This is a genomic window from Thiocapsa sp. (assembly GCF_018399035.1).
Lineage (GTDB): Bacteria > Pseudomonadota > Gammaproteobacteria > Chromatiales > Chromatiaceae > Thiocapsa.
In genome coordinates, this window is the sequence record NZ_CP073760.1 from 1,645,114 (window position 1) to 1,658,701 (window position 13,588).

At 56.9% G+C, this 13,588-nt stretch carries 8 protein-coding genes; 7 read left to right on the top strand and 1 reads right to left on the bottom strand.

Annotation, left to right across the window (positions count from 1 at the left end; genetic code table 11):
- The first annotated feature begins 399 nt into the window (after window positions 1–399).
- From KFB96_RS07595 to KFB96_RS07625, 7 genes are all read left to right on the top strand, one after another.
- Window positions 400–1,617 (top strand): glycosyltransferase, encoded by a 1,218-nt coding sequence (locus tag KFB96_RS07595; RefSeq protein WP_213462639.1) that lies wholly within the window; start codon window positions 400–402, stop codon window positions 1,615–1,617.
- Between the two features lie 70 nt (window positions 1,618–1,687).
- Entirely contained in the window at window positions 1,688–2,794 is a 1,107-nt protein-coding gene (locus KFB96_RS07600; protein WP_213462638.1) for a glycosyltransferase family 4 protein, read from the top strand.
- Window positions 2,782–4,653, top strand: a complete 1,872-nt coding sequence (asnB, locus tag KFB96_RS07605; protein WP_213462636.1) for an asparagine synthase (glutamine-hydrolyzing) — start codon at window positions 2,782–2,784, stop codon at window positions 4,651–4,653. The genes KFB96_RS07600 and asnB overlap by 13 nt, the downstream gene beginning before the upstream one ends.
- 355 nt (window positions 4,654–5,008) lie before the next feature.
- Window positions 5,009–7,012 carry an alginate lyase family protein gene (locus KFB96_RS07610; protein ID WP_213462633.1) on the top strand — a complete coding sequence of 668 codons (2,004 nt, stop codon included), beginning with the start codon at window positions 5,009–5,011 and terminating at the stop codon, window positions 7,010–7,012.
- Window positions 7,013–7,442: 430 nt separating this feature from the next.
- The gene (locus KFB96_RS07615; protein WP_213462631.1) at window positions 7,443–8,753 is read left to right on the top strand and encodes a nucleotide sugar dehydrogenase; all 1,311 of its coding nucleotides are present in this window, start codon (window positions 7,443–7,445) and stop codon (window positions 8,751–8,753) included.
- A 183-nt stretch (window positions 8,754–8,936) separates the two neighbouring features.
- The gene (locus tag KFB96_RS07620) at window positions 8,937–9,821 is read left to right on the top strand and encodes a class I SAM-dependent methyltransferase (protein WP_213462629.1); all 885 of its coding nucleotides are present in this window, start codon (window positions 8,937–8,939) and stop codon (window positions 9,819–9,821) included.
- Window positions 9,822–10,565: 744 nt separating this feature from the next.
- The gene (locus KFB96_RS07625; protein WP_213462627.1) at window positions 10,566–11,276 is read left to right on the top strand and encodes a methyltransferase domain-containing protein; all 711 of its coding nucleotides are present in this window, start codon (window positions 10,566–10,568) and stop codon (window positions 11,274–11,276) included.
- A gap of 1,338 nt (window positions 11,277–12,614) precedes the next feature.
- Here KFB96_RS07625 and KFB96_RS07630 read toward each other — a convergent pair.
- Window positions 12,615–13,547 carry a heparin lyase I family protein gene (locus KFB96_RS07630; protein WP_213462625.1) on the bottom strand — a complete coding sequence of 311 codons (933 nt, stop codon included), beginning with the start codon at window positions 13,545–13,547 and terminating at the stop codon, window positions 12,615–12,617.
- Window positions 13,548–13,588: the final 41 nt, after the last annotated feature.

A 13,588-nucleotide genomic window follows, 5' to 3' on the forward strand; every position in this document is an offset into this window, starting at 1 on the left:
CAAAATCCCGACCGTTGGGTCGACGAGCTAGGGCGAAGCCCGCCGAACCCCGTGCGACCGCTGTTGGACGGCGCTGGACTTGTACAGCCTACGGGAACCTGGCCTGGTTTATGAGCAAGGCCGGCAGAGCCCAATCGGAAAACTTGCTTTTCATAACACTCGGCGTAATTCTCCTAGAAGTCCGGCCGGTCCAACAATGCCTCCACGGGAGGTTTATTCTGCAGTGCTGAAACACTCACTTAACTTTAACAGTCGCAGACTTATTTTCGTCTCGGTCGCAATCGCGATTCCGCTCAAACCGTTTTCAAGCCCTTTTAAAGGTCGAAGAAATTCAGGCGCGCGGAGAGGTTGGTATCTACCAACCTGGTCGCCTGGATCAAAAGCGTTGGCGTCCTACGGATGTCCGAGATACTCAGCAAGGCGGCAATCGTGATGAGACTGCTTTACTTTATTCGAGACCCCTATCCGTCCCATAGGTCCGATGTGCTCACGCTTTTCGGCTATCGCCTTCCGGAACGAGGAATACATAGCGACCTTGTGGCGACGCGCCGCGGAACCGTTCAAACCACGGTCACCCAGTGGCCGCCCGGGCGGGAGTATGTTGTGACTGCCGCGCGTGGTTCGCTGGGTCTCGCGATGACAGGGTTCGGCAATGATTTGTGTGCGCTCCTGCGGCATAGGAACTATGACGCCATCGTTGTCAGAGACAAGGTCATGACCGCGGCGCTTGCCTTGCTGATCGCACCGAGAACAGCTGTTTTTTACTGGATGTCTTGGCCATTCCCGGACGAAGACATCGAACGGTCCCGCGTGGGAGACTGCGCGCGGCTACGGCGGAGCCTCCTCTGGTTGCGCGGCCAGGTGACCAGTTTCGTGCTGTATCGGTTTGTTATCAAGCGTTCGAGGCGCGTCTTCGTTCAAAGCGACCGGATGCGCGAAGATGTCGCTACCCTGAGTGGAAGGCGCGACGGACTTATCCCGATTCCGATGGGAATCGACGAGAATGCGCTTGCGCCGATTGACGCTGAAGCACGCGTCTACCGGGAGGGGACCGTCTTCGAGCTGGCCTATCTCGGGTCGCTTGACCGCATGCGGAGGTTGGATTTTTTGGTCGAAGTCCTCGGGGCGCTTCAGCGCACTGAATCGACCGACGCGTTTCGCCTTAAGCTGATCGGAGAGGCAAGTAAGCCCGAGGAGCGCGAATGGCTCCTGCGGCGAATCTCTGAAATGGGGCTATCGAACCATGTTTCCGTGATCGGACCTCTGCATCGGGACGAAGCCTGGCGCGAGCTCGCAACGTCCCATGTGGGACTCAACGCAATGCCACGGGGCGGTGTTTATGATTCCACCTCCCCGACAAAGACCATCGAATACCTGGCAATCGGGTTGCCGGCCGTGGTTAATGACATTCCCGATCAGGCCGCTGTTATCGACGCGACCGGGGCCGGGCTTTGCGTTCCCATGACCGTGACGGATTTCGTTTCCGCGATATTGCAGGTTCGCGTTCACTACAATGAGTTTTCCGACAGATCAAGGAAGGCACGAGACTGGGTGATCGCGAACAGGGGATATCAGAAGCTCGCGGATCGGGTGGCGTCGGTGCTCACCGGTGGATAGGTCATCGACAGTGAGAAATGAGCCGAGTCGTCATCGGGCCCTGAAGGCATCGGAGCCGCAAACCCACGCGTTGAAGCCGACAGTGGTTCTTTTCGGACCTTCGCTGTCGGCAGTCAGCGGCGTATCCACACACCTCAATCAGTTGTTCGGCTCGGCAATCGCGTCGGAGCTCCACCTGCTGCACTTTCAGGTCGGGAGCGAGGGGAAGGCCGAAACCGCCCTGACGAAACTTGCGCGTTTCCTATGGTCGCCGTTTCAGTTGGCGATCTTTCTCTGCCGCCGTCGGCCAGACATCGTTCATCTCAACTCCTCCTTGGAGCGAAAGGCGTTCTGGCGTGACTTTGTTTACCTCTTGGTGTCGCGACTTTGCCGTCGTCCAGTCGTGCTCCAGATCCATGGTGGTTATCTTCCCGAGGTATTTTGCGCCGGAAGTCCTATCCTATCGGCCATCGTGCGGCGGGCACTCAGCATGACGGAGACCATCGTCCTGTTGGCGGAGTCCGAGCGTGTTGCATACTCTCGTTTTGTTCCCGGCGTACACATTCGCGTGGTCGCGAACGCCATCGATGTGGGACCCTCCCTTGCCGGCGCAAAGGCCGACCTTCGTCGAGGCGAGAACCTAAAACTCGTTTATGTTGGCCGGTTAGCGACCGAAAAAGGAATTTCGGAGGCCATCGAGGCCATCGACATCCTGCGGAGAGAAGGTGTCGACGTTTCCTTCAAGATCGCCGGCGCCGGCCCGGCCGAGGGAGAGCTCCGCGATCGGGTCTCGATGCTTGGCCTTGCCGACCGAGTTCAGTTTCTCGGGGCCGTCTTCGGCGATGACAAGGATGACTTATGGTTGGAGGCTGATGTGTTCGTGTTTCCGACATTTCACGTCGAAGGTCTACCGTACGCCCTTTTAGAAAGCATGGCAGCGCGGACGATCCCTGTAACCTGTCCCGTCGGCGGTATCCCGGATGTGATGCAGGATGAGGTTCATGGCCTGTTTGTGCCACCGCACGAACCCGCAGCGGTCGCGGCCGCGATCCTTTGGATCCATGAGAATCGCGCGGCGGCTCGGGCTATGGGCGAAGCGGCGCGAGACCGAATCCTGGATGCCTACACGGTAACCCGTTTGGCAGATGACTTCCGATCGATCTACAACGAGGTTCTGGGCGCAACATGTGCGGACTAGCCGGCATCATCGCACCGCCAGACTGGCACTCGGTCGATCCGATCATCCGCTCGATGGCGGATGTCATCGCACACAGAGGTCCGGACGATGCCGGGTTTCTTTGTGCAACCACGCGCGATGGCGCACACCGGATAGGTCTTGCCCACCGGCGACTGTCCATCATCGACCTCTCTACCGGACATCAGCCGCTTGGCAACGAAGACGGCTCCGTACAGGTCGTCTTCAATGGTGAGATCTACAACTTCGAAATCCTGCGCGAGGAGCTGATCCGCCAGGGGCACGTCTTTCGAACCAGGTCCGACACTGAAACGATCGTACACGCATACGAGCAATGGGGCACGTCGTGCGTGACCCGGTTTCGTGGCATGTTCGCCTTTGCACTGTGGGATGCAAACAGAGACCGCGTTTTTCTTGCGCGCGATCGCTTCGGCAAGAAACCGCTGTTTATTCGCGAGCATGGCAATATCCTCGCCTTCGCCTCGGAGATCAAAGCCCTGCTCGCCGTGCCGGGCGCCGAGCCGAAGGTCAACGAGGCGGCGATCTTCGATTATTTCGCGTATCGGTATGTTCCGGGCCCCGAGACCTTGTTTGCCGGAATTCGGAAGCTCATGCCCGGGTCGATTGCCGTCTGGGAATCGGGAACGCTGAGGGAAGAGCGCTATTATCTCCCGCCGGATCGACTTGCCCGCACCGAAGGAGCACTCCCGGTCGACGTCGTTGGTGCATTCGTCGAGAAGCTCGACGAATCCGTTCGCATCAGGATGATCTCCGACGTACCCTTTGGCGCCTTTCTTTCAGGCGGCATCGATTCCTCTGCGGTCGTCGCTCTGATGTCGCGCCACTCCAACCAGCCGATCAAGACCTTTTCCGTGGGTTTTGCGGAATCGGCATACAGCGAGCTCGGTTACGCGAAGACCATCGCCGACCACTTCCATACCGACCACTACGAATTGACGGTCTCGCAGTCGCACCTCATGGACGAGCTTCCCGGTTTGGTTCGATACCGTGACGCACCCGTAGCCGAACCCTCCGACATCCCCATATACCTGCTGTCGAAGGAGGCGCGAAAGACCGTCAAGATGGTGCTTACCGGGGAAGGATCCGACGAGTTTCTCGGGGGGTATCCAAAGCACTCCGCAGAGCGGCTTGCGAACATCTATCAGTCCGTTCCCAAAGGGTTAAGGCGAACATTGATCGAGCCGGCGGTGCATGCGCTTCCGTATCGCTTTCGGCGGATCAAGACCGCCGTGGCGGCCCTAGCCCTCGAAGACCGCAGGGCGCGCATGATCCGCTGGTTCGGCTCCCTCGCGCCGGGAGACGTCGAGGGGTTGCTTCAGATCCCCCGGCCGGCGATCTCCTGCGGCTCGTCGCTGCCGTTCGATGTGCAGAGCACGAACAGCCCGCTTCGCGCGATCATGTACTTTGATCAGATGAGCTGGTTGCCGGACAATCTCTTGGAACGAGGCGACCGCATGACCATGGCTGCATCCATCGAAGCGCGGATGCCCTTTATGGACCATGAGCTGGCGGGGTTTATATCCGCCCTTCCCGATAAGTGGCGCATCCGCGGACGCACCTCGAAGTATGTCCTGAGGCAGGCAATGACGCGCCTGCTGCCGCGGGCAATACTCGACCGCCCGAAGGTCGGTTTCCGCGTGCCGGTGAACGAATGGTTTCGCGGTCCCATGCAAGGGTATCTGAGGGAGCACCTCCAAGGTTCGAGCTCCCGGACACGTGACCTCTATCGACAGGACAGGCTTGCAAAGGTCCTCGACGAGCATGTCGGCGGGCACCAGAATCACGAGAAGCTGCTCTGGTCGATGCTGAACCTCGAGATCTGGTACCGCGAGTACTTCTGATGATCCAATCTCGGCTAGGGGCCTTAGTTGAATTCCGGAAACCGTGGTGCCAAGGCGAGCACGGGTGCGTTCCACGCCGCGATGACCGTAGGTTGTGCCGAGCCGTGCGAGGCACAACCAACCGTCGGCGGAGGTTGTGCTTCCTATCGTCAGCACAACCTACGGTGTCGAATTTCCCGGAAATCGCCTCAATGGTCGACCCGGCGAAGGCGCCGATCGGAGCGGTCGTGTGGGCAAGCGCATCCCACTCCACCAACGCCCGGCGCAAGGGTCGGTGGACTTCACTGTCGCTCGGCCACCCTACCCCCGGTCTCATGACCAAGGCCCGGCCACGCAATCTGCACTTGGACCTGTGATGCAGATCAACGCGGAGAAATTGCGCTGGAAGGCCCGTCGCTTGAAGCTGATGACAGGCGCCGAGATCGGATGGCGAATCGGACAATCGGCTCGAACGAGGCTCGAAGCCGCGGGCTTCGGACTCTGTAAGCCGCGCGCCCCGGAAGGCAAAACCGGCGCCGCCTGGCTCGCCGAGCTTCCCCGCGACTTTGATTCCAGTCGCTATACCCAGTCGGCTGATCGGATCCTCATGGGCCGCTTCGACATCTTCGCATTGCGGTCGATCGAGCTTGGCTTCCCTCCGAATTGGCATCGGGATCCGAAAACCGGAACCGAGGTTCCCGCTGTCTTCGGCAAGTCGATCGATTATCGAGACGAGTCCGCGGTCGGCGACGTGAAGTATCTGTGGGAGGTGAACCGTCACCTCGAGCTTGTGACGCTTGCACAAGCCTGGCATCTAACGGGTACGCAACGGTACGCTCTGGCCTGTCGCACCCTGATCGAGTCTTGGCTCGATCAATGCCCCTACCCGCTTGGACCCAACTGGACCAGCTCGCTCGAGCATGCCTACCGGTTGATCAACTGGTCGGTGGCTTGGCATCTGCTTGGGGGAGACAACTCGATCCTCTTCGACGGGGATCAGGGGGCCAAATTCAAGGCCCGTTGGCTGCAGTCAGTGCGCCAGCACTGCTATTTCATCGAGGGCTGGTTCTCGCGCTATTCTTCCGCCAACAACCATCTTCTGGGCGAGTACTCGGGGCTTTTCATCGGCGCCCTAACCTGGCCGCTGTGGCCGGAAAGCCCGGGCTGGCTGGCCTTGGCGCGGCGCGGTGTCTTCGAAGAGGCCCTGCTGCAAACCTCCGAAGACGGTGTGAATCGCGAGCAGGCGATCTACTACCAGCACGAAGTCATGGACATGATGCTGCTCTGTGGCCTGTTCGCACGGGCGAACGGCCAAGACTTCGGGCCGGACTTCTGGCATCGCCTGGAACAGATGATGGATTTCCTGGCCGCGCTGATGGATCGTTCCGGAAACCTCCCTGCCTTCGGCGATTCAGACGATGCCTTGTTGGTGCGGTGGATGCCCGACCAACGTCAGCAGGTCTACCGTTCCCTGCTGACGACAGGGTCGATTCTCTTCGGGCGACTTGATTGGAAGACGCTCTTGTCCGAAAGCGACGACAAGACGCGCTGGCTTCTCGGAGACGACGCCGCCTCCGGTTTCGCTCGGATGCCTGCTGCGACAGCGATGCAACCGAAACGAATCTTCGAGACAGGGGGTCTCTATCTGCTCGGATGCGATTTCGGGACCGACCGAGAGGTCAAGGTGGTCGTCGACTGCGGACCGATCGGCTATCTCTCGATCGCGGCACACGGACATGCCGATGCGCTCCAAATGACACTCTCGGTGGCCGGTCGGCAGATCCTGATCGACCCCGGAACCTTCGCGTATCACACCGAGCAACGCTGGCGCGATTACTTTCGCTCGACCATGGCTCATAATACGGTCTGTATCGATGGGCTGGATCAGTCGGTGAGCGGAGGCAACTTCCTGTGGATGGAGAAAGCCAAAGCCACCTGTCTTGAGCCACCGGCTGAAGGTCCGCTGCAGCGCTTCGTCGGGGAGCACGACGGTTACCGTCGTCTACACGACCCCCTGACCCACCGGCGCACCTTGGAGTTCTCGCTCGCTGGAAAACGCCTCACGGTCACGGATCGATTTGAATGCGAAGGCATGCATTCAGCACGCATCTGCTGGCATTTTGCGGAGGACTGTCAGGTTTCGGTATCGGAAAACGCGGCGCTGATCGTGAGTGGCCCAGTAAGCGTCACGATGACCCTCGCAGAGTCCGACAGCCACCCGTCGGTGTTCCACGGCTGCGATACCATCTCTGCGGGTTGGATATCGAGAGGATACGATGAGAAAACACCCGCGACGAGCCTGTTCTGGGATCTTCCCGTGCAAGGCGAGACGGAATACGTCACTATTATAGACATCGAGGTCTCCGATCCGCATCGCTAGACAAGACAGTGCTGGACAAGCGTAGCGCCGGCCACCGGTGCCGGTGCCGGCGACGGACTCGGTGGGCGGCGCGCGTGCGGCCTCGCCTCTTAGACCGGCTCAACCATAAGTAACCGTTCAAAAACAAGTGATCCATCTTAGCCCCTCTCCCCTCGCGGGAGAGGGGTTGGGGAGAGGGGGGAATGAACCAGGATGGCTAAGTTGTTTCTGAACCGTTACTAAGGGACTCGTGACACCCGCTCCGCGGTGTCACGCATGCCCCGTGGCGCTCTGCGCTACGGGACGCGATAGCCCGAGGTAAGAACAAGGCCTCGCGATCGGTCGTCCACCAAACCGGCCGGTCTTGTGAACAAGACCCCATGACCAATGCCGTCCGAAACAGTGACGACGGACTCGGAGCAGGATTCAAGTTTCAACGGAGGCAAAGATCTTGAAACTCAGCATTTTCGGACTCGGCTACGTCGGCGCAGTCTCCGCCGCCTGTCTCGCCAAGGAAGGACATGACGTCATCGGCGTCGACCCGAATGAGACCAAAGTCTCGCTGATTCAAAAAGGGGTCTCACCGATTATCGAGGAATCCGTCGGCGAGATGATCGCCGAAACGGTCGAGGCGGGGACACTCACCGCGACACACGACGTAAAATACGCGATCGCCAACAGCGACTTATCACTCATCTGCGTCGGCACACCAAGCCAGCGCAACGGCAGCCTCGATCTACGCCACGTCCGAAATGTCTGCGAGCAGATCGGCGAAGCACTTCGCGATCGAGACGGCTTTCACGTCGTGGTCGCGCGCAGTACCATGTTGCCCGGCTCCATGCGGACGGTGGTCATCCCGGTGCTCGAGGAGTATTCCGGCAAGCGCGCGGGGGTGGATTTCGGTGTCTGCAACAACCCTGAATTCCTGCGTGAAGGCACAGCCGTCAAGGATTTCTATCATCCGCCCAAGACCGTCATCGGAGAGACCGACGACCGCAGCGGCGAGGTCTTGGCAAGCCTCTATAAAGGCTTGGATGCTCCGCTGATCCGGACCGACATCGAAACCGCGGAGATGGTCAAGTACACCGACAACGTCTGGCATGCACTCAAGGTCGGTTTCGCCAATGAGATCGGAAGCATCTCCAAGGCACTCGGGCTGGACAGCCACCAGGTCATGGACATCTTCTGCCAAGACACCAAGCTGAACCTGTCGCCCTATTACCTCAAGCCCGGCTTCTCCTTCGGCGGGTCTTGCCTGCCAAAAGACGTCAGGGCCCTCACCTATAAGGCACATGAGCGAGATGTCGGCGTGCCGATACTTGACGCCATCATGCCGAGCAACGAGCTACACCTGCGCCGCGGCCTCGATATGGTGATCGCGACCGGAAACAAGAAGATCAGTATTTTGGGCTTTTCGTTCAAGGCGGGTACGGACGATTTGCGTGAAAGCCCGGTCGTCGAGTTGATCGAGCGTCTCCTCGGCAAGGGTTATGACGTCCGTGTTTACGACCGAAACGTCAGGGTCGCCAGTCTGGTCGGCGCCAATCGGGACTACATCCTCAACCACATCCCCCATATTTCCAAACTCATGGTCGACCGCATCGAAGACGCGCTCGCCCATGCCGAGACAGTGGTTATCGGGAACGCCTCACCTGAGTTCGAAGGGCTCGCGGATCGCTTGCGACCGAACCAAGTCATCGTCGATTTGGTGCGAGTGTCTCCGGATCGCGCGGGTCCGCAGTATCAAGGGATATGCTGGTAAATCGCTTGCTTCACGCGAGACTCCAGCCACCGTGCAGAAGACAGATAAGGCTACCGCAACGAGGGTTGCCGACGCGATCATCTGTGGAGGGAGGCGAACGCCAACACCCCGGCAACCGCAAGATCCCCGGGACCCACGACTTGCAGTCGTCCACTAGACGCTTTCACTAGGGAGAAAAACGCGTTGGACAAACAAGAGCAACAGCACCAGGTAGCCGAATACTGGAACGCGGCCCCCTGCGACAGTGATAAGAGTCAAAGTCCGCACGACTCCGAATCCTACTACCGTGAAATTGAGCGGGAGCGTTATTCGCATCAATCCCATATCCTGGAGATCCTGGAATGGGTCGACTGGAAAAACAAGAGCGTACTTGAAATTGGCACCGGCGTCGGCACTGACGCGCGACAGTTGATTGCAAGAGGGGCAAGCTACAACGGCATCAACGTGGACGAAGGGTCTACGGAAGCAACACGTCGAGCCCTTCGAACATTTAATCTAGCCGGGCAGGTCAGTGTCATGTCAGCTACCGATATGCACTTCGAATCGGGTACTTTCGACAATATCTATTCCTTCGGTGTACTACATCATATCCCCGACGTTGCCGCGGCGATCTCGGAGATCGAGCGTGTCTTGAAGCCTGGCGGATTCCTGCTCTTCATGGTTTACAACCGCTCATCGATCAATTATCAGGTCGAGATAAGGCATTTAAGACGCTGGATGCTTCGCGCTTTGTCACTCCCCGGGATGATACCTTTGCTGAGTAAACTCGGATTGCCCCGAGAGAAACTGTCGCGACATGCCGAACTCTACAAAAGGTTCGGAAAACTCAGCGAGAGCGAGTGGCTGAGCCGGAACACTGACGGACCGGATAACCCATATTCGGTTGTTTATGGGCGTGATGACATTCAGGGGTTGCTCGGGGGCAGTTTCCTGATTCTGCGTAACGAGGTTCGGTATTTTGATTGGCGGCATTGGGGGCTTATCGGCCGTATATTGTCCACGAAAGCGCGTGACTGGCTGGGTCATCGTTGGGGTTGGCATCGCATCGTCCTTGCAAGGAGGAAATGAACGCGTTTAGCGCCACTCAAACCTTCTGGGTTCCTTTGTAGTCTATAGCCTAGTCCAGGTTCCGATCCATGGCTTCTTGATCGATGTAGGAGTCTAGCACTAACCTCTTAAATTCTCAGCTGCAGTAGACGAGAAACCTGATGGGCGTACTGCCCGATTTCAACGTCGAAAACTGATGTCACCTTGTTTCTGACCCATGCTAGGCGAATATTCTTATACCCGCTCAAGAAGCTGTCCTCGAAGCCAAACATCCACCTTTCATCGCTCGGACGATACCGAGTTGTGGTCGGAAGAAAAAACTTGATCGCCGCCATCAAGCCGTTGATGATCGTATTATCCGGGAGGTGGAGATCGCCCAACGGTTCCTCAATGAGGTGAGCCCGTAACTTTGCGCAGACATGCGTAATTTCCAGAAAGCTTTAACTTACTTTACCCCTATCGCAGGCCCATCCGTAGGCTAAAAGACGCGTTGAGAGCTCCCGCCAGGAAAGGTACAAGCTTAACGCAGGGCCATGATAATAGATGCAATGTCTACCGAATCCAGCACTCGTCCAACTTGGATTTCCAAGCGTGGAAGAGTCACGACCTAACACATTAACAACAATCGAAAATTCTCGGTTTATATTTCTTCGGAACCGCTATCACGCAGCCTCTCTGAAGAAAATCCCTCAGAATCCGATGCTTGGATTTGAACTTCAGATAACAAAAAACCATAACTCATTAAGCATAGGAGCATACTTGGGTATGTTTAATCTAACCGATGCAGTACTCGGATTTTCAAAGCGCGCTAGGGCAAAGAGGAACCGTTTCTTCCGAAATTCCTTTCGGCTGACAGCCGATACTCGTATCTTGGATTTAGGTTCGGAGTCAGGGCAAAATATTACCAACGTCCTAAGTACAACCCCAATACAACCAAAGAATGTCTATATAGCGGACATAGACAATAATGCAATCGAGCGGGGGAAAGAATCCTTTGGTTTCGTCCCTGTACTGTTGAACGAAGATGGCCTCATTCCGTTTCCCGATGATTTTTTTGACATTGTTTATTGCTCATCCGTCATTGAGCACGTGACATTACCCAAGGAAGATGTTTGGTTAGTCAAATCTGAAAAAGAATTCAGGCGCTTAGCACGAACTCGTCAACAGCAATTTGCCAACGAGATCAAGAGAGTCGGGAAACAGTATTTCGTTCAGACTCCGTACCGATATTTTCCGATAGAAAGCCACTCTTGGCTTCCCTTAGTCGCGTTCCTGCCTCGCTTTCTCCTTCTTTTCGTCATTAGCGCTACAAACCGCTTTTGGATTAAGCAAACAATACCGGATTGGCATCTCCTGACGAACAAAGAGCTGCAGAGCTTGTTCAGCGACGCCACGATTGTTAAAGAAGTCTATCTCGGCATGCCGAAATCCCTAATTGCGATCAGGCGAGCCCCATACTATACCGGTCTCACATAAGTTCTCGGTTGAGCTTCGGCATGTAAACGCCACGCCCGGACGTTGACGCCGAGCGCACCCACCGCGAAACAATGACCCACCTGCGTCGCTTCGCTCCGACTGCCCCGGAAGAATGGTCGTGGGACGGGTGACCGAATGCTAGTGGAATCGCCGGCCGGATGTTGGTGGAACAAGCGGACGAATGGCGCGGAATGCCCACCCAGGCGAAACGCCGGCACCAATAGCGTTACCACAGCGCCGGAAACCCCTTAGATACCTCGCTCGCCCTGGGCCCCTTGATCCGAAGCATGTTTTCGCCCGGCGCTACGTCCGGCGGTTCAGACACGAGAATCTCCACATGGTCCGGACTAACCCCCTTTGAGAATACGGACATCGAACCCCTCACAGGTTCGGTGCAACAGTTCGCGGGCCCACTGTGGGTCATCGCTACCCACCACTCTAAAGAGGTATTTAGTCACCCTCACCAAGCGTCGTTGAACTTTGAAGACCGTATGACTACCGTACCGATAATCGATCTGAAATCCTCGGCGCGGAATCTCGGGCGGAACGACCAACCATAAAAGCCAGCGAGGACTGCGCCTGAGCTTCGCGTGTCCCTCGCGATACCTCGGGGTGGCATCCTGCTGCCGCGAGGACTCGGTCCTTGGCGACGCCCTTTTCTGCCTGGGTTCGGTCTGCGGTCGCTGCCGTGCCCGACTTCCCGTTGGTTCGCCGGGCACGAAAGCGCCCTCAGATGGCTTGGCGGCGTATGGGATGCGCTCTGCATTTTGCCTACGCGACTTCGGGAGTCGCGCCCCTTCTCCGCTGCGACAACACGCTCGCGCCCACGCCGACTCGGGAACCCGCACGGTCGCATCGCTCTCCATGCCGCGCAGCGGGTGAAAGTTACCCTCCTGAAATGCGCACCTGGAACGCGGATTCTGAATATTACATATCGAAATCAAACGCCCTTTAGACGACAACCCACTCAGGTCCAAAAGCGGGCGCAAGAGCTTCAAGATCAACGGCACCATTGATTCTGGTCGGATAGAGTCTACGGTTCACCACGACGACACGATCAATGCCGACTCAACCTCAATGCTTTTCGATCAGGTAGTCTTGGTCCTTATGCCTACACCTCGTGTATTCTCGTCATCCGAGATCGATCCGCGAATGAAACGGAAACCTTTCAAAAAGGCCCGGTTTGAGGTTCTCGTAGGCGGGATTGCAACCCGCCAGGACATGGAGCCCAAACGGACCGCACAGTGTCCAACACCGCACGGCGCCCCTTCACTTCAGGTTCTCCGAGATCACGCTCCATCCATCCCAACTCAAGTGTGCCTTGCGGTGCCCCTTTCGCTAGTCTGAAATACGGAGATTGATCGGTGCTGACAACTCGGTTCCAGACGGGAGTTTTGGGGCTACTGAATCGTAGCTTGACTCCTCTCCAGTCGCGATACGGATCTCGTCATAATACAGGGTGCGCTCGAAGATGGCCGGATCGTTGGTGATTCGCTCCCACCAATCCAAATAATTGCCCCAAATGGGATACGGATTGCCTACCCCGTAATGGTATACAGGACCATCGTAATCAATTCCGAGCTTCCCGTTTATCCAAACTTTCGCAAATCCATAAACCGGATCAAAGCGTATATTTATGACAAAACTGTTCCACTCTCCCGTTCTATAGGCACCAATATTGCGCTGGTTAACCATGTAGTTCCTTGGTGGCATCGCAATCTCGCAGGTGCTGTGATCGACATTTGCCTGAATATCGAGCTTGACATATCCGGTTGTGGGGGTTTCCTGATAGAACTTTAGGTTGAACGGCTGCGCGCCCGAGCACGTTCCCCAAGGGTCGCCTGGCGCCGGGGAAGTGTGAAAATCGAAAAAAATATCTTCAAGCTTACCGACTGGGTCGCGTCTTGGGAACCATTCGGGAATCCAAACCGCAAAACCCACCCAATATGATTCGGTCTCAGCGCCTCTGCTAAAGTCCAGCGGATACTGCGTCCGGCTAAGGAGGGCCTGCGATCGAAAAGGTTTAGGGCTGTCATAAATGTGGAGATAGGACTTTAGAGAGCTCGTCCCGGATAGCGCTTTCTCTGTCGAGATCGACGGCAGAGTATTAATTGACGGGTCTGGGTGCGAGAGCCCACCAAAAGGCCCAGTGAATTCACTGGGATTTTCCCCTGGCTCAAAACTGAAATGAAGGATATCTGCGGAACTCGAAAATGCTAAGAGCATCAGGGCGAAGAACAAAGACTTTCTTGGAATCTCGATATAAGTCATGGTCAATTTCTCCAGATTGGGCGCCAATGGTCAATGTTAAG